We start from the raw sequence: 19,641 nt of genomic DNA, 5'->3' as shown, positions 1-19,641 counted from the left end.
GACCCGCCGCCGCGCGGGCCGGGCCGCGATCCGGACGGCGGCCCGGCGGCCGGGGCCGGGCTGACACAATGGCCCCATGTCCACCACACCCGCCGCCCCCGGCTCCACCGCCCTGGCCCCCGAGATCGCCGCCCGGCTCAAGCGCACGGACGACGGCCTGCTCCCGGCCGTCGCGCAGCAGTACGACACCGGCGAGGTGCTGATGCTGGGGTGGATGGACGACGAGGCGCTGCACCGCACCCTCACCACCGGCCGCTGCACCTACTGGAGCCGCAGCCGCCGGGAGTACTGGGTCAAGGGCGACACCTCGGGCCACGTCCAGCGGGTCGTCTCGGTGGCGCTGGACTGCGACGGCGACACCCTGCTCGTCAAGGTCGACCAGAGCGGCGCGGCCTGCCACACCGGCGACCGCACCTGCTTCGACGCCGACGTGCTCCCGCTCGCCTGATCCCCCAGCCCACCACGACCAGAAGGTGCCGCCCGCCATGGACCTCGAAGCCTTCCGCAAGCTCGCCGTCGACACCCGGGTCATCCCGGTCACCCGCAGGCTCCTCGCGGACGGCCTCACCCCGATCGGCCTCTACCGCAGCCTCGCCGGCGAGCGCCCCGGCACCTTCCTGCTGGAGTCCGCGGAGCAGGGCCGCAGCTGGTCCCGCTACTCCTTCGTGGGCGTGCGCAGCGCCGCCACGCTGACCGCCGGCGCCGACGGCAACGCCCGCTGGCTCGGCGCCCCGCCGGTCGGCATCCCCACCACCGGCGACCCGCTCCAGGTGCTGCGCGCCGCGCTGGAGGCGCTGCACACCCCGCGCCGCACCGACGACGGCCTGCCCCCGCTGACCGGCGGCCTGGTCGGCTACCTCGGCTACGACGTCGTCCGCCGGCTGGAGAAGCTGCCCGACCTCAACCCGGACGACCTGCGGCTCCCCGAGCTGACCATGCTGCTCGCCACCGACCTCGCCGTGCTCGACCACGCCGACGGCACGGTGCTGCTGATCGCCAACGCGGTCAACCACAACGACCTGGCCAGCGGCGTCGACGAGGCCTACGCGGACGCGGTGGCCCGCCTCGACGCGATGGAGGCCGACCTGCTGAAGCCGGTCGACCCCGGCCTCGCCACCTTCACCCCGGCCGGCCCGGGGGAGGTCCGCTCGCCGTTCGGCGGCGCGCCGTACCGGGCGGCCGTGGAGGAGATCAAGGAGCGGATCCGGGCCGGCGAGGCCTTCCAGGTGGTGCCCTCGCAGCGGTTCGAGGCCCCCTGCCCGGCCTCCGCGCTGGACGTCTACCGGGTGCTGCGCACCACCAACCCCAGCCCCTACATGTACCTGTTCCGCTTCCCCGGTCCGGACGGCGCCGCCGAGGGCGGCTTCGACGTGGTCGGCTCCAGCCCCGAGGCGCTGGTCAAGGTCACCGAGGGCGAGGCGATGCTGCACCCGATCGCCGGTACCCGGCACCGCGGCGCCACCCCGCACGAGGACGCCGAGCTGGCCGCCGAGCTGCTCGCCGACCCCAAGGAGCGGGCCGAGCACCTGATGCTGGTCGACCTCGGCCGCAACGACCTCGGGCGGGTCTGCGAGCCGGGCAGCGTCGAGGTGGTCGACTTCATGCAGATCGAGCGGTACAGCCACGTCATGCACATCGTCTCGACGGTCACCGGGCGGGTGGCGCCCGGCCGGACCGCGTTCGACGTGCTGACCGCCTGCTTCCCGGCCGGGACGCTCTCCGGCGCGCCGAAGCCGCGCGCGATGCGCATCATCGAGGAGCTGGAGCCCACCCGTCGGGGCCTGTACGGCGGCTGCGTCGGCTACCTGGACTTCGCCGGGGACTCCGACACCGCGATCGCGATCCGCACCGCCGTCCTGCGCGACGGCACCGCCTACGTCCAGGCGGGCGCGGGCGTGGTCGCCGACTCGGACCCGCACGGCGAGGACACCGAGTGCCGCAACAAGGCCGCCGCCGTCCTGCGCGCCGTGGCGACCGCCAACACCCTGCGCACGCCGACGCTCTAGCGACGCCCAGCAGCGAGGAGGCCACGATGTCGGACGACCGGCAGCCCACCGGATCGGCCTGGGACGTCCTGGCGGGCACCCGGCTGCCGCCCGGCCACCGGGTGGAGATCACCGCCGGGAAGGTCACCATGACGCCGCGCACGGCCGCCTCGGCGGCGATCGCGCGGGCCGTCGCCGCGCAGGCCGGGGAGCAGTCGGCCGGGCGCGGCACGGTGCTGGCCCAGGCCGTCGTGGACTTCCCGTCCGCGCGGTACGGCTACGCGCCGGACGTGGCCCTGGTCGCCCCGGGCGCGCGCCCCGGGGCCGGGGGCCGGTACGGCTGGCGCGACCTGGAGGCGGTGCTGGAGGCCGTCCCGCGCGGTCAGCAGGACGAGGACTTCGTGCGCAAGCACCGCTTCTACGCGGAGTGCGGGATCCCGCTGTACGTGCTGGTGGACCCGGCGGAGGCGGTCTGCACGGTGTACAGCGCGCCGCAGCCGGCCGGGACGTACCAGGAGGCGGAGCGGGTGCCGTTCGGCAACGACCTGTTCCTGCCGCTGGCGGGGCGGACCCTGGTGCTGCGGACCGACGACTTTCCGGTCGAGTCGCCGACCCCGGGTGCGGAGCCGGGCGGCGGCCGGGGGATAGTGGACGGGTGAGCGTTCCTACCCAGTCGCGTGCCGAAGCCGTATCCGCCGCCCCCGCCAGGTCGGGGCGCCGCACGCTCGGCCTGATGCTGCTGCTGACCGTGCTGGGCGCGGTGCTGGTGCTGACCGCCGTCGGCCGGGTCTGGGCCGACGGCGTGGCCGGCACCCTGGAGGTGTCCGTCACCGGCAGCCGGATCTCCGAACTGCCCGGCGGGCTGGCCCTGGTGGCGATGGCGGCGGCGCTGGCGGTGTTCGCGGTGCGCGGCGCCGGCCGGATCGCCGTCGGCCTGCTCACCCTGCTGGCCGGCCTCGGCGCGGCGGCGACCGCGGCCGCGGGGGCGGGCGACAGCGCCGCGCTGGACGGCGAGGCGGCCCGCAAGCTGGCGCTCTCCGGCACCACCGCCACCGAGGTCGGCCACACCGGCTGGCCCTGGGTGGCCCTGGTCGGCGGGCTGCTGCTGGCTCTGGCCGGGCTGCTGGTCGTCCGGTACGGGCGGAGCTGGCCGGCCATGGGCAGCCGCTACGACGCCCCCACCCGGACGGCGCCGGCGAAGGCGGCCGAGACGCCGGCGGACCTCTGGAAGGCGCTCGACCGCGGCGAGGACCCGACCGCGGGCTGACCCGCCCCGCCCCGTCCCCGATGTGACCCGATAGACGAGCACCCCCTTTGGGCCGACGGTGTGTGGCCCGGCACAATGGAACACGTCAACCCGCCAGGGGCCCGCCGGGGCCCGGCCGGGCCCCGGAGAACCAAGGAGCACCGCAGATGTCGGCAGCAGCACACGGCCACAACCCCGCCGCCTGGACCGGCGTGACCATCTCCTTCGTCGGCTTCGCGATCGCGGGCGTGGCGATGATCCTCCCGTCGGTGCCGGTCGTCTGGGGCGGCCTGGCGGTCGTCGTGCTGGGCGGCGTGATCGGCAAGGCCATGTCGATGGCCGGCATGGGCAAGCAGCCCAGCCCGCACGTCGAGACCGTGGAGGACCGCGCCGCGGCCGCCGCCGTCGCCGCCGCCGCCTGACGAAGCCCCGCGCGGTACCGAACGGCGGGCGCCACGCCCGCCGTTTCGTCGTCCCGGCCGGAACGTTTCGCCGCCGGAGGCCGTTTCGTGCCCCCGGCGGGCGCGTCGTACCGGCACAATCGTGGGCGTGAACGCCGCCCCCCTCGTCTCCGCCCGGCCGTCCGTCCTGCGCCGGCTCGGTCCGCCGCTGGCCGCCCTGGCCGCGGCGGCCGTCCCCGCCGTGTACCTCGCGGTGGTCGACCCGAACGCCCCCGGCCACTACCCGACCTGCCCGTTCCTGGCGGCCACCGGCTGGTGGTGCCCGGGCTGCGGCGGCCTGCGCTGCGTCCACGCCCTCGCCCACGGCGACCTCAGCGGCGCGCTGCACGACAACGCGGCCGCGGTGCTGCTCTTCGCGGTGCTGGCGCTGCTCTGGGTGCGCTGGGTGTGGGCGGCGCTGACCGGGGGACCGGCGCCCCGGGTCGCGCTGGGCGCCCGCCGCTGGGCGCTGGTCGCGCTGCTGGTCCTGGTGTTCACGGTGGTGCGCAACCTGTCGGTGGGCGTGGGGCTGGCGCCGCCGCTGATCTGACCCCGGCGCGGTGTGGACGGTGTGAAGCCGCAGTTGGGAGGCGTGTCGGGAGGCATGTCGGGGGGCGTCCGTTCCGCGAGACGCGCGCCGGGTGGATGCGCCTCGCGCTCCCCGGTGCCGATACCATCGAAGGGCCGGCGGGCCCATTGGCCGTCCGGCTCCTCGCTAGCAGAACTAGCAGAACTGATGGGGGCGCTCGCGTGAGTGTGCTCGACACGATCATCGAAGGGGTCCGCGAGGACCTCGCCGAGCGGCAGGCCGAGGTCTCACTGGACCAGCTCAAGGAGCTCGCCGCCAAGGCCCCGGACGCCAAGGACGGCGTCGCCGCCCTCAAGGGCGACGGGGTGCGGGTGATCTGCGAGGTCAAGCGCTCCAGCCCGTCCAAGGGAGCGCTGGCCGCCATCGCCGATCCGGCCGCCCTGGCGACCGACTACGCGGCGGGCGGTGCCGCGGCGATCAGCGTGCTGACCGAGCAGCGCCGCTTCGGCGGCTCGCTGGCGGACCTGGACGCCGTCCGCGCCGCGGTGGACACCCCGCTGCTGCGCAAGGACTTCATCGTCACCGCCTACCAGCTCTGGGAGGCCCGCGCGCACGGCGCCGACCTCGCGCTGCTGATCGTCGCCGCGCTCGACCAGCCGGCCCTGGTGTCGCTGATCGAGCGTGCCGAGTCGATCGGCCTCACCCCGCTGGTCGAGGTGCACGACGAGGAGGAGATCGCCCGCGCGGTGGACGCCGGTGCGAAGATCATCGGCGTGAACGCCCGCAACCTCAAGACCCTTGAGGTGGACCGCAACACCTTCGGCAACATCGTGCACGCGATCCCGTCCCACGTGGTCAAGATCGCCGAGTCCGGTGTGCGCGGCCCGCTGGACGTCATCTCCTACGCCAACCTGGGCGCCGACGCGGTGCTGGTCGGCGAGACCCTGGTGACCGGCCGGGACCCGCGCGCCGCGGTGGCCGACCTGGTCGCCGCCGGTGCGCACCCCGCCCTGCGGCACAAGGACTGATCCCGCCGCCATGAAACTCGCCTCCCGTCTCGCTCCCGGTTGCCGCCCGCGCGGCTGCCGCGCGCCCGCACGCCGGGTGCTGGGCAGGCGGGTGCGCTACGTGATCGGCTGCGAGCCCGGGCAGGTGCAGGGCCGCCGATGGCGCAGGACGCACGGCCGCTAGGCCGTTCCGACGTCACTGCCGTCATCTGCGAGAAGGACTCCACCATGTCCGAGAAGGACTACCTGCCCGGCGCCGAGGTGCCGGACGCCCGCGGTTACTTCGGCGCCTACGGGGGCCGTTTCATCCCGGAGGCGCTGGTCGCCGCCGTCGAACAGGTCGCCGACGAGTACGAGAAGGCCAAGGCCGACCCGGCCTTCGCGGCCGAGCTGGACGGGCTGCTGAAGGACTACACCGGCCGCCCCTCCCCGCTGACCGATGTGCACCGCTTCTCCGCCGAGGCGGGCGGCGCGCGCGTCCTGCTCAAGCGCGAGGACCTCAACCACACCGGCTCGCACAAGATCAACAACGTGCTGGGCCAGGCCCTGCTGACCCGGCGGATGGGCAAGACCCGGATCATCGCCGAGACCGGCGCCGGCCAGCACGGCGTGGCCACCGCCACCGCCTGCGCGCTGTTCGGCTTCGACTGCACCATCTACATGGGCGAGGTCGACACCCAGCGCCAGGCGCTGAACGTGGCGCGGATGCGGATGCTCGGCGCCGAGGTGGTGTCCGTGACCTCCGGCAGCCGCACCCTCAAGGACGCCATCAACGAGGCGTTCCGCGACTGGGTCGCCAACGTGGACTCCACCCACTACCTGTTCGGCACGGTGGCCGGCCCGCACCCGTTCCCGATGATGGTCCGCGACTTCCACCGGGTCATCGGCGTCGAGGCCCGCGAGCAGGTGCTGGAGCGGACCGGACGGCTGCCGGACGCCGTGGTCGCCTGCGTCGGCGGCGGCTCCAACGCGATGGGCATCTTCCACGAGTTCATCCCGGACGCCGGGGTGCGCCTGATCGGCTGCGAGGCGGCCGGCGAGGGCGCCGAGACCCCGAAGCACGCCGCCACCCTCACCAAGGGCGACCCCGGGGTGCTGCACGGCTCGCGCACCTACGTCCTGCAGGACGAGGACGGCCAGACCATCGAGTCGCACTCCATCTCGGCCGGTCTGGACTACCCGGGCGTCGGCCCGGAGCACGCCTGGCTGAAGGACACCGGCCGGGCCGAGTACCGCCCGGTCACCGACGACGCCGCCATGCAGGCCCTGCGGCTGCTGTCCCGCACCGAGGGCATCATCCCGGCCATCGAGAGCGCCCACGCGCTGGCCGGCGCCCTGGAGCTGGGCCGCGAGCTCGGACCGGAGGCCACCATCCTGGTCTCGCTCTCCGGGCGCGGCGACAAGGACATGCACACCGCGGCCGAGTACTTCGGCCTGTACGACGAGACCGGTGGCAAGGCGGCCGGCAACGCCGGCGACGGCACCGGCAACGGGGGTAAGTGACCATGGCTTCGAAGCTCAGTGATGTCCTGGCCGGGGCCAAGGCGGAGAACCGCGCCGCGCTGATCGGCTACCTGCCGGCCGGCTTCCCGACCGTCGACGGCGGCGTGCGCGCCGTCAACGCGCTGATCGAGGGCGGCTGCGACGTCGTCGAGATCGGCCTGCCGCACTCCGACCCGGTCCTGGACGGCCCGACCATCCAGACCGCCGACGACATCGCGCTGCGGGCCGGGGTGAAGATCAAGGACGTGCTGCGCACCGTCCAGGAGGTGGCCACCGCCCACCCCGCGGCGGCGGTGCTGGTCATGACCTACTGGAACCCGGTCGACCGCTACGGCACGGCGCGCTTCGCCGCCGACCTGGCCGCCGCCGGCGGGGCCGGCTGCATCCTGCCGGACCTGCCGGTCGAGGAGTCCGAGGAGTGGCGCAAGGCGGCGGGCGAGCACGGCCTCGACACCGTCTTCGTGGTCGCCCCCAGCAGCAGGGACAAGCGCCTCGCCGAGGTCACCGCGGCGGGCTCCGGCTTCGTCTACGCGGCCGCGGTGATGGGGGTGACCGGTACCCGGGCGCAGGTCGGCAACCTCGCCGAGGACCTGGTCGCCCGGACCAGGGCCACCACCGACCTGCCGGTCTGCGTCGGCCTCGGCGTCTCGACCGCCGCCCAGGCCGCCGAGGTGGCGGGCTTCGCGGACGGCGTGATCGTCGGCTCGGCCTTCGTCCAGCGGATCCTGGACGCCGACGGGGACGAGCCGGCCGCGCTGGCCGCCGTCCGCGAGCTGGCCGGCGAGCTGGCCCGGGGCGTCCGCCGCCGGTAGGCACCCGCGTCCGACGCCGACGGCCCGTCGCCCCCTCCGGAGGGGGCGACGGGCCGTCGGCGTGCCCGGCCGGACCCGAACGGGTGAACAAGGCGGCTCCGACGCATCAGGTGGGGTTGACCGGCGTTGAGTGGAGGGACGAGTGCACGAACCACGTGTACGGGGGCGTGAAGCGAACGGAAGGGGTCCGCCGGTGCCGGGTCTGCAGCGAGCCGTCCTGCTGCGGGCGGCGGCCGCCGTGCTGGCCCTGTCCGCGGCGGTCGGGGCGGACACCGCGGTGGGACACGCGCTGGCCAGGCGGGGGGCGGAGCGGGCCGAGCGGGACGCGTACGTCTGCGCCGAGGCGGCCCGGGTGGACGCGGTGGCGCGGGCGACGCGCTCGGCGCACGAGAGCCGCCCGGACCTCTACGACCCCGGGCGCCCGCCGGGCTGCGACCCGAACGGGCGCTAGAACACATTCGGACAGAACGCCATCAGACGTCACTCATCCGGCTTAATTCCTGAATATGGAGGAACCACCCTTCATCCCTTACGGTTCCTCAGGAAGTGAACGTGTTTCCCGAGGGGGGTTTCCCGATGGCCGGCCCGGCAGCGCACCTCAGCCAGACCGAGCCGGCGGCCCGGCGTCCGTGGCCGGCCTGGACGGAGTGGATCGGCACCGCCGCCCGGCTCGGCCTCGCCGTGGTCTGGGGCTGGGCCGGACTGGCCAAGATCGCCGATCCGGCGGAGGCGGCCCAGGCGGTCCGCGCGTACGAGATCCTGCCCGAGTCGCTGGTCAAGCCGGTCGGCTACGCCCTGCCTTTCCTGGAGCTGGCGCTCGCGCTGCTGCTGGTGATCGGGCTCGGTGTCCGGCTGGTCGCGGGCGTGTCCGCGCTGCTGCTGCTCGCCTTCATCGCCGGGATCGCCTCGGCCTGGGCGCGCGGCATCTCGATCGACTGCGGCTGCTTCGGCGGCGGCGGGGCGGTGGACGCCTCGCAGACCGAGTACCTCCAGGAGATCCTGCGCGACACCGGGTTCCTGCTCCTGGCCGGCTGGCTGATCTGGCGCCCCCGCACCAAGTTCTCGGTGGACGGCTGGCTGGCGGCCTGAGCGGCCGCGGGCACCCATCCCCACACCCCTTTCCCCGCTAGTGGATGTCAAGGCGAACAGTGGATGTCAAGGCGATGAGCGAGAAGAACCGAGAAGGCAAGCGCACCGCCCGCGAGCGGATGCTGGCGGACCGGGCGGCCGACGAGGCCCGCGGCCGGCGCAAGAAGAAGCTGGTGATCGGCGGTGTGGTGCTGGCGGTGATCGCCGCCGCCGTGGTGACCGGCGTCGTGGTGCAGAACGGGCGCTCCAAGCCGGAGACCCCGACCGCCGCACCGGCCGGCACCATCGGCGACAAGAACCTCGCCGTCCCGGTCGGCGCCGCCGACGCCCCGGCCGTGCTCACCGTCTACGAGGACCCGCGCTGCCCCGCCTGCGGCACCTTCGAGCGTGAATTCGCCTCCACCATCGACCAGTTGGAAGACGCGGGCAAGATCTACACCAACTACCACATCGTCTCGTTCATCGACCGGGCGGTGCCCGGCAAGGGCTCCAAGGCCGGGGCCAACGCGCTGGGCTGCGCCCAGCAGGCCGGGCACTTCCGCGACTACCACGACGTGCTCTACCGCAACCAGCCGGACGAGACCAACGACGCCTTCGGCGACAAGGCCACCCTGATCAACCTCGCCAAGCAGGTCGACGGCCTGGCCACGCCGGCCTTCGAGGCCTGCGTCAACGACAACACCTACGGCGGGTGGGTCTCCGCGGTGCAGCAGGACTTCGACAAGTCCAGCTACAAGTCGACGCCGACGGTGCTGCTCAACGGCCAGCCGATCTACCCGAAGAACGGCAACGAGGAGATCACCCCGCAGAACCTGGTCGCGTGGGTGGACGCCGCCAACCAGGGCAAGAAGCTGGGCACACCGGGTTCGCACGGGCAGTCCCCGGCGCCGACCGGCACCGCGCCGGAGAGCAACAACCCGTCGCCGAACGCCGGCTGAGGCCGGCCCCGGCCGGTCGCCCGCCGCCCCTCCCCGTCCGGAGCGGGTGGCGGTGCGTCCGGCGTCCGGCCCGGCGTCCGGCGCCCGGCACCCTGTTGTTCGGGATCTGTGACCCGCGGGGTGACCGGGGCGGGCCGCCGACCCTGTAGCGTCGGAGCTGCCATGGATATCGCCTACATTCCCAGCCCGTCGCGGGGTGTCCTCTACATCGGACCGATCCCGCTGCGCGCCTACGCCTTCTGCATCATCCTCGGTGTCGTCGTCGCCGTCTGGCTCGGCAGCAAGCGCTGGGTCGCCCGTGGTGGCGGCAAGCACACGGTCGGCGACATCGCCGTCTGGGCCGTGCCCTTCGGCCTGGTCGGCGGCCGGCTCTACCACGTGATCACCGACAACCAGCTCTACTTCGGCGAGGGGAAGAACCCCTGGAACGCCTTCAAGATCTGGGAGGGCGGCCTCGGGATCTGGGGTGCGATCGCGTTCGGCGCGGTCGGCGCCTGGATCGGTGCCCGCCGCCGGGGCGTGCCGCTGCCCGCCTACGCCGACGCCATCGCGCCGGGCATCGCGCTGGCCCAGGCGCTCGGCCGCTGGGGCAACTGGTTCAACCAGGAGCTGTACGGCCGGGAGACCACGCTGCCGTGGGGCCTGGAGATCGACAAGACGCTGCCCAACGGCGAGGTGGTCACCGGGATCTACCACCCGACCTTCCTCTACGAGTCGCTCTGGTGCGTGGGCGTCGCGGCGCTGGTGATCTGGGCGGACCGCCGGTTCACCCTCGGCCACGGCCGGGCCTTCGCGCTGTACGTGGCCGCGTACACGGTCGGCCGGTTCTGGACCGAGTGGCTGCGGATCGACGAGGCGCACACCTTCTTCGGGCTGCGGCTCAACGACTGGGTGGCGATCGCGGTCTTCATCTCCGCCGTCGTCTACCTCGTGATCGTCGGCAAGAAGCACCCCGGCCGGGAGGACCCGGCGACCATCGACCCGACCGTGACCGGCCCGTCCGACGCCGCCGAGCCCGTGGAGGCTCCGGGTTCCTCGGGTGACAGCCCGGTGGCGTCTCGCCCCTCGGACAAAAAGGTGGACGGCGAGTCGGCCCGGTCCGTCGCCGGGAGTGCCGACAAGGACGCCAAGAACCTCACCTGACCAGCTCTTTCCCCTGCCACCGGCCGTTCTCCCGACTTCCGCGGAGGGCGGCCGGAGGTGTGTTCGGACAGCCTTACTTTGCTGGAAGTGCCCAGGCCGGAAGGACTACGTTCGGGTCGTCGGACGATCGGACGGAGACCCGGGACCGTGAGCGTGACCACCCTTGAACCCGAGGCCGGGCAACACCCCCGCGTGCCCGCCGCAGGGCACCACCGCGATGTGAACGGCGGCTGGCTGCGGCCGGCGGTGTTCGGTGCGATGGACGGGCTGGTCTCCAACTTCGCGCTGATGACCGGCGTCGTCGGGGGCGCGGCCTCCAGCGGCACGGTGGTGATCACCGGCCTCGCCGGTCTGGCGGCCGGTGCCTGCTCGATGGCGGCGGGGGAGTACACCTCGGTGGCCTCGCAGCGCGAGCTGGTGCAGGCGGAGATCGAGGCCGAGCGGCTGGAGCTGCGCCGCAACCCGCAGGGCGAGCTGGCCGAGCTGGCCGAGCTCTACGCCTCGCGCGGGGTCGATCCGGAGCTGGCGCGCGAGGTGGCCCGGCAGCTCTCCGCGGATCCGGAGCGGACCCTGGAGGTCCACGCCCGGGAGGAGCTGGGGGTGGACCCCAACGACCTGCCCTCGCCGTGGGTCGCGGCCGGGTCCTCGTTCGTCTGCTTCGCGGTCGGCGCGCTGCTGCCGCTGCTGCCGTACCTGCTGGGAGCGACCTCGCTGCTGCCCGCGGTGCTGCTCGCGACGGGCGGCCTCTTCCTCTGCGGTGCGGTGGTCGCCCGGGTGACGGCGCGGACCTGGTGGTTCAGCGGGCTGCGGCAGCTGGTGCTGGGCGGGGCGGCGGCCGCGGTGACGTATCTGCTGGGCATGCTCATCGGCGGGCAGGTCGGCTGACCGGGGCCCGCCGGGGCGCTGTGGCGGCCGGGGCGGGGAATCGTCGATTGCTACAGCAGGCTGCATGGTTATGCTGTGCAGCGCGTGACGTTCCGCACATGGGCCCGGATGCCCGGTCGTCCTAGTATCGGCCGAAGAGCCGCCGGTCCGAGGATTCCTTCGGTCCGATCGGCCCCGGAGGATCGAATCGCAGGCGCGCTCGTGGCGATCTTGTCGACGGGGGATTTCGGTCCCGTTTCGGTCCTCCGCGGCACGGGCACACTGGAAGGAGCGCGCAGTCGGCAAACCGACTCCTCCCGCTCGCACTACTCGCCGGTAATAGCCCCTGACCTGGGGTCATGTCCGCCATATGGACGAGATGTTCCACTTCTCGGGATCTCCGGCATCATGTAACCTGCACGAAATCGCAGAGGGCCAACGTCGTCCCTATTGCACGAAGCTCATTGCTCAAGACGACGACGGGAGAGCCGATGCTGTCTGCATCCATGCACTCCGCCAACGAGCCCCAGGCCGGCGCCGCCCGCCCGCCGTACGCGCTCGTTCCGGATGCGCGACCTGCTGCTCAGGGCCTGTACGACCCGAGGAACGAGCACGACGCCTGTGGCGTCGGCTTCGTCGCCACGCTGACCGGCATCGCCGACCACAAGATCGTCGAGCAGGCGCTCACCGTCCTGCGCAACCTGGAGCACCGGGGTGCCACCGGCGCCGAGCCGGACTCCGGTGACGGCGCGGGCATCCTGACCCAGGTCCCCGACGCCTTCCTGCGCGCCAAGGTCTCCTTCGAGCTGCCCGCGGCCGGCTCCTACGCGGTCGGCATCGCCTTCCTGCCCGACGAGGACGAGGCCGCCGCCACCGCCGTCGCGCAGATCGAGGCCATCGCCGCGGAGGAGGACCTCACCGTCCTCGGCTGGCGCGACGTCCCGGTCACCCCCGACCTGCTGGGCGCCACCGCCCGCTCGGTGATGCCGCGCTTCCGCCAGGTGTTCCTGGCCAAGGACGGCAGCGCGGGCATCACCCTCGACCGGCTCGCCTTCGTCGTCCGCAAGCGCTCCGAGCGCGAGGCCGGCGTGTACTTCCCGTCGCTCTCCGCGCGCACCATCGTCTACAAGGGCATGCTGACCACCGGCCAGCTGGAGCCCTTCTTCCCCGACCTGTCGGACCGGCTCTACGCCTCCGCGCTCGGCCTGGTGCACTCGCGCTTCTCCACCAACACCTTCCCGAGCTGGCCGCTCGCCCACCCGTACCGCTTCGTCGCGCACAACGGCGAGATCAACACGGTCAAGGGCAACCGGAACTGGATGACCGCCCGCGAGTCCCAGCTCGCCACCGACCTCATCCCGGCCAACAAGAACGGGCAGGGGCTCGACCGGATCTTCCCGATCTGCACCCCGGACCACTCCGACTCGGCCTCCTTCGACGAGGTCCTGGAGCTGCTCCACCTCGGCGGACGCTCGCTGCCGCACTCGGTGCTGATGATGATCCCGGAGGCGTGGGAGAACCACGCCACCATGGAGCCGGCCCGCCGCGCGTTCTACCAGTACCACTCCAACCTGATGGAGCCCTGGGACGGCCCGGCCTGCGTCACCTTCACCGACGGCACCCAGATCGGCGCCGTGCTGGACCGCAACGGCCTGCGCCCGGCCCGTTACTGGATCACCGAGGACGGCCTGGTCGTCCTCTCCTCCGAGGTCGGCGTGCTCGACATCGAGCAGGAGAAGGTCGCCCGCAAGGGCCGGCTGCAGCCCGGCAAGATGTTCCTCATCGACACCGCGGAGCACCGCATCGTCGAGGACGAGGAGATCAAGTCCGCGCTGGCGTCCGAGCACCCCTACGCGGAGTGGGTCGACGGCGGCCAGATCCAGCTCGCCAAGCTGCCCGAGCGCGAGCACATCGCGCACACCCACGCGTCGGTGACCCGCCGTCAGCAGACCTTCGGGTACACCGAGGAGGAGCTGCGGGTCATCCTCGCGCCGATGGCCCGCACCGGTGGCGAGGCGCTCGGCTCGATGGGCACCGACAGCCCGATCGCGGCGCTCTCCGAGAAGCCGCGGCTGCTGTTCGACTACTTCGTGCAGCTCTTCGCGCAGGTCACCAACCCGCCGCTGGACGCCATCCGCGAGGAGCTCGTCACCTCGCTGCTGAGCAACCTCGGCCCCGAGGGCAACCTGCTGACCGCCGAGGCCGCCTCCTGCCGCTCGGTCGGCATCACCTTCCCGGTGATCGACAACGACGAGCTGGCCAAGCTCGTCCACATCAACCACGACGGGGACCAGCCCGGCCTCAAGGCCGTCACGCTCTCCGGCCTGTACAAGGTCGCCACCGGCGGCGAGGGCCTGGCCGCGCGGCTGGCCGAGATCGCCGCCGAGGCCGACGCCGCGATCGCCGACGGCGCCCGGATCGTGGTGCTCTCGGACCGGCACTCGGACGCCGAGCACGCGCCGATCCCCTCGCTGCTGCTCACCTCCGCGATCCACCACCACCTGATCCGCACCAAGCAGCGCACCCAGGTGTCGCTGCTGGTCGAGGCCGGCGACGTCCGCGAGGTGCACCACGTCGCGCTGCTGATCGGCTACGGCGCCGGCGCGGTCAACCCGTACCTGGCCATGGAGTCCGTCGAGGACCTCGTCGCCCAGGGAGTCTTCATCGAGGGCGTCGAGCCCGAGCGGGCCATCAAGAACCTGATCAAGGCGCTCGGCAAGGGCGTGCTCAAGGTCATGTCCAAGATGGGCATCTCCACCGTCGCCTCCTACCGCGGCGCGCAGGTCTTCGAGGCGATCGGCCTCTCCCAGGAGCTGGTCGGCGCCTACTTCGCGGGCACCACCACCAAGCTCGGCGGCATCGGCCTCGACGAGATCGCCAAGGAGGTGGCCGCCCGCCACGCCAAGGCGTACCCCGCCTCCGGCATCCCCGCCGCGCACCGCGCGCTGGAGATCGGCGGCGAGTACCAGTGGCGCCGCGAGGGCGAGCCGCACCTGTTCGACCCGGACACCGTCTTCCGGCTGCAGCACTCCACCCGCAACCGCCGGTACGACATCTTCAAGCAGTACACCGACCGGGTGAACGAGCAGTCCGAGCGCCTGATGACGCTGCGCGGCCTGTTCCGCCTCGACACCCTCGGCCGCACCCCGATCTCCGTCGACGAGGTCGAGCCGGTCTCCGAGATCGTCAAGCGCTTCTCCACCGGTGCCATGTCCTACGGCTCCATCTCGCTGGAGGCGCACGAGACGCTGGCCATCGCGATGAACCGGCTCGGCGGCAAGTCCAACACCGGTGAGGGCGGCGAGGACCCGGACCGCCTCTACGACCCCGAGCGCCGCTCGGCGATCAAGCAGGTCGCCTCCGGCCGGTTCGGCGTCACCTCCGAGTACCTGGTCAACGCGGACGACATCCAGATCAAGATGGCCCAGGGCGCCAAGCCCGGCGAGGGCGGCCAGCTGCCCGGCCACAAGGTCTACCCGTGGGTCGCCAAGACCCGGCACTCCACCCCGGGTGTCGGCCTGATCTCCCCGCCGCCGCACCACGACATCTACTCCATCGAGGACCTCGCCCAGCTGATCCACGACCTCAAGAACGCCAACCCGGCGGCCCGCATCCACGTGAAGCTGGTCTCCGAGGTCGGCGTCGGCACGGTCGCGGCCGGCGTCTCCAAGGCGCACGCGGACGTCGTGCTGGTCTCCGGCCACGACGGCGGCACCGGCGCCTCGCCGCTCACCTCGCTCAAGCACGCGGGCGGTCCCTGGGAGCTCGGCCTCGCCGAGACCCAGCAGACCCTGCTGCTCAACGGCCTGCGCGACCGCATCGTGGTGCAGACCGACGGCCAGCTGAAGACCGGCCGCGACGTCGTCATCGCCGCGCTGCTGGGCGCCGAGGAGTTCGGCTTCGCCACCGCCCCGCTGGTCGTCTCCGGCTGCATCATGATGCGCGTCTGCCACCTGGACACCTGCCCGGTCGGCGTCGCCACCCAGAACCCGGTGCTGCGCGAGCGCTTCTCCGGCAAGCCCGAGTTCGTCGTCAACTTCTTCGAGTTCATCGCCGAGGAGGTCCGCGAGATCCTCGCCGAGCTGGGCTTCCGCACGATCGAGGAAGCGGTCGGCCACGCCGAGCACATCAACGCCCAGGCCGCGATCGAGCACTGGAAGGCCGCCGGGCTCGACCTGGCGCCGCTGTTCCACGTCCCCGAGCTGCCCGAGGGCGCGGCCCTGCACCGCACCACCACGCAGGACCACGCGCTCGACAAGGCGCTGGACAACCAGCTGATCGACCTCGCCCAGGACGCCCTGGAGCGCGGCGACGCCGTCCGCATCCAGCTGCCGATCCGCAACGTCAACCGCACGGTCGGCACCATGCTCGGCCACGAGGTGACCAAGCGGTACCGCGGCGAGGGCCTGCCGGAGGGGACCATCGACGTCACCTTCACCGGCTCGGCCGGGCAGTCGTTCGGCGCCTTCCTGCCGAAGGGCATCACGCTGCGCCTGGAGGGCGACGCCAACGACTACGTCGGCAAGGGCCTCTCCGGCGGCGTGGTGATCGTCCGCCCGGCCCGCGAGGCGGCCGCGATCGGCGCCGACGCGCAGAGCCACGTGATCGCCGGCAACACCATCGGCTACGGCGCCACCAGCGGCCGCGTGCACCTGCGCGGCAAGGCCGGCGAGCGCTTCGCCGTCCGCAACTCCGGTGCCACCCTGGTGGTGGAGGGCGTCGGCGACCACGGTCTGGAGTACATGACCGGCGGCCGGGTCGTCATCCTCGGCGAGACCGGGCGCAACCTGGCGGCGGGCATGTCCGGCGGCGTCGCCTACGTGCTGGACCTGCGGCCCGCGAACGTCAACGACGGCATGGTGGGCATCGAGGCCCCCAGCGCCGCCGACCGCGAATGGCTGCGGGAGACCGTGCAGCAGCACTACGAGGAGACCGGCTCCACCGTCGCCGCCGAGCTCCTGGCCGACTGGGGCAGCGGGGTCTCCCGCTTCTCCACGATCATGCCGACCGACTACAAGGCTGTGCTCGCCGCCAAGGACGCCGCTGAGCGCGATGGACTCTCCGAGTCCGAGACCACTCGCAAGATGATGGAGGCGGCACGTGGCTGACCCCAAGGGCTTCCTGACCACCGGCAAGCAGCTGGCCGAGCGCCGGCCCGTGGACGTCCGTTTGCGGGACTGGAACGAGGTCTACGTCGAACGCAGCCTCCTGCCGATCATCAGCAAGCAGGCCGGCCGCTGCATGGACTGCGGCATCCCGTTCTGCCACAACGGCTGCCCGCTCGGGAACCTCATCCCCGAGTGGAACGACCTGGCCTACCGGGACGACTTCGTCGGCGCGATCGAGCGGCTGCACGCGACCAACAACTTCCCGGAGTTCACCGGGCGGCTCTGCCCGGCTCCCTGCGAGTCCGCGTGCGTGCTGGGCATCAACCAGGACGCGGTGACCATCAAGAACGTCGAGGTCACCATCATCGACAAGGCCTGGGACCGGGGCGGCGTCACGCCGCAGATCCCCGAGCGGCTCTCCGGCAAGACGGTCGCCGTGGTGGGCTCCGGCCCGGCCGGCCTGGCCGTCGCCCAGCAGCTCACCCGGGCCGGGCACACCGTGGTGGTGTACGAGCGCGCCGACCGCGTCGGCGGCCTGCTGCGCTACGGCATCCCCGAGTTCAAGATGGAGAAGCGCCACATCAACCGCCGCATCGAGCAGATGCGGGCGGAGGGTACCCGGTTCCGCACCGGCGTCCACGTGGGCGAGGACATCACCGGCCAGCAGCTGCGCGAGCGCTTCGACGCGGTGGTCGTGGCCGCCGGTGCGACGACCGCCCGCGACCTGCCGGTGCCCGGGCGCGAGCTCAAGGGCATCCACCAGGCGATGGAGTACCTGCCGCTGGCCAACAAGGTGCAGGAGGGCGACTTCGTCGACTCGCCGATCAGCGCCAAGGGCAAGCACGTCATCGTCATCGGCGGCGGCGACACCGGCGCGGACTGCCTCGGCACCGCGCTGCGCCAGGGGGCGGCCTCGGTCACCCAGCTGGAGATCATGCCGCGCCCCAGCGACGAGCGCCCCGGCCACCAGCCCTGGCCGACCATGCCGATGACCTACAAGGTCACCTCGGCCCACGAAGAGGGCGGCGAGCGGGTCTACGCCGTCAACACCACCCACTTCACGGGCGACGAGGACGGCAACGTCCAGGAGCTGCACCTGGTCGAGGTCGAGTTCCGGGACGGCCGCTTCGAGCCGGTCCCCGGCACCGAGCGGGCGATCCCGGCCCAGCTGGTCACCCTGGCCATGGGCTTCACCGGCACGGACGTGAAGAACGGCCTGGTCGAGCAGCTTGGCGTCGACCTGGACGCTCGGGGTAATGTGGCCCGGGACGGGAAGTTCGCCACCAATGTCGATGGCGTCTACGTCTGCGGGGACGCCGGTCGTGGCCAGTCGCTGATCGTCTGGGCCATCGCGGAGGGCCGTTCGGCCGCCGCCGCGGTGGACAAGTACCTGGGCGGCAAGACCCCGCTGCCCGCCCCGATTCGCCCGACGGACCGCCCGCTGGTGGTCTGACCCCGGCCGGACCGCCGGCGGCCACTCCCGCCGGTGGACCCGTCCACCCCCAGAGCGCCCGGCACCGCATCGCCGGGAGTACGAGCCGCTCCTCCCGCCAGTGTCGCCGGGCCAAACGCGGTCCCACGGCGCCTGCCCTCTCCCCGACCAAGTTGAGGGCAGGTGCCGCTTTCGTGCGCCCGCCGCGGTGGCGGTTCAGACCCGGGGCGTCGCCGGGGCGATCGTGACGGTGGGGCGGGGGAGGCCCGGATCGCCGGGCCGGGGCGGCAGCCCCCGGTCGTTCCCCTCGGCGGTGACCGTCAGGACGGCGAACACCAGGGCCGTGAGGGCCAGCACGGTGAGCAGCAGGGCGGCGGAGCTCGGGCGGCGTCGGCGCATGGCGCTTGGACGGGCCGGGGGCCGCGGCGGTTCCGGGCCCCGGCCGCGCGGCGGTCTTCGTGCCTCAGCCGCGCGGCGGCGGTTCTCGGGGCTCAGCCGCGCAGCAGCAGTTCCGCGGCCTCGGTGCGCAGGTAGAGGACGGTGCGGCCGGCGCGGTGGCGGGCGGCCAGGCCCGCTCCGCGCAGGGCCGTGAGGTGGTGCGACACGTTGGCGGCCGACAGGCCGGTCCGGGCGGCGAGTTCGGTGGTCGAGGCGGGTGCGTCGAGTTCGGCGAGCAGCCGGGCCCTGGTTCGCCCGATCACCCGGGCCAGGCCGTCGGGCACGGTGGCGCCGGAGGTCTCCCCCTCGGCGGGGCGCTGGGCGCCCTCCTGGTGGCCGGCGGCGGCACCGGGAGCCTGCGGCTGCTGGTGGCGCTCAACGGCGTCAGCTACGTCGTCGCGACCGTCCTGCTGGCCACCTGGCGGCCGGCCCCGGCGGTCGCGCCGGCGGAGGTGGCGGCCCCGGCCGAGGAGGCGGGCGGCTACCGCGCGGTGCTGCGCGACCGCCGGTACCTGCTGCTGGTCGCCGTCAACCTCACCTTCGTCTTCGGCTCGATGATCCTGAGCATGCTGCTCGCCGTCTACCTCACCGAGGGCCTGCACCGCGAGGCCTGGGTGGCCGGTTCGCTGCTGGTGCTCAACGGCCTCCAGGTCGTCCTCACCGGCAACCTGGTGGCCGGGCGGCTGGAGCGGTTCCGGCCGACCAGGGTGCTCGCCGCCGCCTCGCTCCTCAACGCCCTCGCCTTCGGCGCCTTCGCCCTGGTGGCCGCCGCCCCCGGCTGGGCCGTCCTCGCCGCGCTCCACGCCGCGATGTTCCTCTACAACCTCGCCGAGACCATGGCCACCCCCTTCCGGGAGGAGCTCAGCGTCTCGCTCGCCGACCCCGGGCTGCGCGGCCGCTACCTGGCGGTCTACCAACTGTCCTGGAACATCGGCCAGGCCGTCGCTCCCGCCCTGCTCACCCTGCTGCTGGGGCGCGGCGCCGCCTGGCCGTGGCTGTTCCTGCTGGTCCTGAGCCTGGCCGCGGTACCCGGGCTGCTACGCCTGGAACGCGATCGCTGACGGACTGTTGTTTGTCCGTGTCAGATGGCAGACTGCGGCCGACGGC

20 protein-coding genes are annotated in these 19,641 nt (G+C 73.1%); 18 read left to right on the top strand and 2 right to left on the bottom strand.

The features are described 5' to 3' along the window. Positions 1-76 precede the first annotated feature (76 nt). From hisI to OG618_RS11245, 17 genes are all read left to right on the top strand, one after another. Positions 77-448, top strand: a complete 372-nt coding sequence (hisI, locus tag OG618_RS11320; protein WP_329487216.1) for a phosphoribosyl-AMP cyclohydrolase — start codon at positions 77-79, stop codon at positions 446-448. Between the two features lie 37 nt (positions 449-485). Beyond that, a complete protein-coding gene (locus OG618_RS11315) occupies positions 486-2,006 on the top strand; it encodes an anthranilate synthase component I (RefSeq protein WP_329487215.1) in 1,521 nt (506 codons plus the stop codon). Between the two features lie 26 nt (positions 2,007-2,032). Continuing rightward, entirely contained in the window at positions 2,033-2,644 is a 612-nt protein-coding gene (locus OG618_RS11310) for a Uma2 family endonuclease (protein WP_329487214.1), read from the top strand. Then, on the top strand, positions 2,641-3,252 hold the full coding sequence (locus OG618_RS11305; RefSeq protein WP_329487213.1) for a TIGR02234 family membrane protein: 612 nt from the start codon (positions 2,641-2,643) through the stop codon (positions 3,250-3,252). Before OG618_RS11310 ends, OG618_RS11305 begins: the two co-directional genes overlap by 4 nt. A 146-nt stretch (positions 3,253-3,398) precedes the next feature. Continuing rightward, entirely contained in the window at positions 3,399-3,653 is a 255-nt protein-coding gene (locus OG618_RS11300) for an HGxxPAAW family protein (RefSeq protein ID WP_329487212.1), read from the top strand. A 127-nt stretch (positions 3,654-3,780) separates the two neighbouring features. After that, entirely contained in the window at positions 3,781-4,221 is a 441-nt protein-coding gene (locus tag OG618_RS11295; protein ID WP_329487211.1) for a DUF2752 domain-containing protein, read from the top strand. A gap of 200 nt (positions 4,222-4,421) precedes the next feature. Next, the gene (gene trpC, locus OG618_RS11290; RefSeq protein ID WP_329487210.1) at positions 4,422-5,228 is read left to right on the top strand and encodes an indole-3-glycerol phosphate synthase TrpC; all 807 of its coding nucleotides are present in this window, start codon (positions 4,422-4,424) and stop codon (positions 5,226-5,228) included. A gap of 10 nt (positions 5,229-5,238) precedes the next feature. Then, the gene (trpM, locus tag OG618_RS38020; protein ID WP_380382725.1) at positions 5,239-5,391 is read left to right on the top strand and encodes a tryptophan biosynthesis modulator TrpM; all 153 of its coding nucleotides are present in this window, start codon (positions 5,239-5,241) and stop codon (positions 5,389-5,391) included. A 44-nt stretch (positions 5,392-5,435) separates the two neighbouring features. Next, positions 5,436-6,710 (top strand): tryptophan synthase subunit beta, encoded by a 1,275-nt coding sequence (gene trpB, locus OG618_RS11285; protein ID WP_329487209.1) that lies wholly within the window; start codon positions 5,436-5,438, stop codon positions 6,708-6,710. Between the two features lie 2 nt (positions 6,711-6,712). Further along, positions 6,713-7,522, top strand: a complete 810-nt coding sequence (gene trpA / locus OG618_RS11280; protein ID WP_329487208.1) for a tryptophan synthase subunit alpha — start codon at positions 6,713-6,715, stop codon at positions 7,520-7,522. A 193-nt stretch (positions 7,523-7,715) separates the two neighbouring features. Continuing rightward, complete coding sequence (locus OG618_RS11275; RefSeq protein WP_329487207.1) at positions 7,716-7,973, top strand: hypothetical protein; 258 nt, start codon at positions 7,716-7,718, stop codon at positions 7,971-7,973. A gap of 125 nt (positions 7,974-8,098) precedes the next feature. After that, positions 8,099-8,611, top strand: a complete 513-nt coding sequence (locus OG618_RS11270) for a MauE/DoxX family redox-associated membrane protein (RefSeq protein WP_329487206.1) — start codon at positions 8,099-8,101, stop codon at positions 8,609-8,611. Between the two features lie 74 nt (positions 8,612-8,685). After that, the gene (locus tag OG618_RS11265; RefSeq protein WP_329487205.1) at positions 8,686-9,549 is read left to right on the top strand and encodes a DsbA family protein; all 864 of its coding nucleotides are present in this window, start codon (positions 8,686-8,688) and stop codon (positions 9,547-9,549) included. Between the two features lie 162 nt (positions 9,550-9,711). After that, positions 9,712-10,692 (top strand): prolipoprotein diacylglyceryl transferase, encoded by a 981-nt coding sequence (gene lgt / locus OG618_RS11260; protein ID WP_329487204.1) that lies wholly within the window; start codon positions 9,712-9,714, stop codon positions 10,690-10,692. 153 nt (positions 10,693-10,845) lie between these two features. Continuing rightward, on the top strand, positions 10,846-11,577 hold the full coding sequence (locus tag OG618_RS11255; RefSeq protein ID WP_329487203.1) for a VIT1/CCC1 transporter family protein: 732 nt from the start codon (positions 10,846-10,848) through the stop codon (positions 11,575-11,577). Positions 11,578-12,062: 485 nt separating this feature from the next. Then, entirely contained in the window at positions 12,063-16,664 is a 4,602-nt protein-coding gene (gltB, locus tag OG618_RS11250; protein WP_329492077.1) for a glutamate synthase large subunit, read from the top strand. Further along, positions 16,657-18,117, top strand: a complete 1,461-nt coding sequence (locus tag OG618_RS11245; protein ID WP_329487202.1) for a glutamate synthase subunit beta — start codon at positions 16,657-16,659, stop codon at positions 18,115-18,117. The genes gltB and OG618_RS11245 overlap by 8 nt, the downstream gene beginning before the upstream one ends. A 195-nt stretch (positions 18,118-18,312) precedes the next feature. Here OG618_RS11245 and OG618_RS11240 read toward each other — a convergent pair whose 3' ends face one another. Both OG618_RS11240 and OG618_RS11235 read right to left on the bottom strand, forming a co-directional pair. Next, positions 18,313-18,495 carry a hypothetical protein gene (locus OG618_RS11240; protein ID WP_329487201.1) on the bottom strand — a complete coding sequence of 61 codons (183 nt, stop codon included), beginning with the start codon at positions 18,493-18,495 and terminating at the stop codon, positions 18,313-18,315. Positions 18,496-18,587: 92 nt separating this feature from the next. Continuing rightward, positions 18,588-18,818, bottom strand: coding sequence for an ArsR/SmtB family transcription factor (locus tag OG618_RS11235; RefSeq protein ID WP_442906782.1), 231 nt, complete (start codon positions 18,816-18,818; stop codon positions 18,588-18,590). A 48-nt stretch (positions 18,819-18,866) separates the two neighbouring features. On the opposite strand from OG618_RS11235, the gene OG618_RS11230 reads away from it, so the two are divergent. Further along, entirely contained in the window at positions 18,867-19,595 is a 729-nt protein-coding gene (locus OG618_RS11230) for an MFS transporter (RefSeq protein WP_329487200.1), read from the top strand. Positions 19,596-19,641: the final 46 nt, after the last annotated feature.

It is taken from the genome of Kitasatospora sp. NBC_01246, assembly GCF_036226505.1.
In the GTDB taxonomy this organism is placed as follows: Bacteria; Actinomycetota; Actinomycetes; order Streptomycetales; family Streptomycetaceae; genus Kitasatospora.
This window is presented reverse-complemented; position numbering and strand designations above follow the sequence as displayed.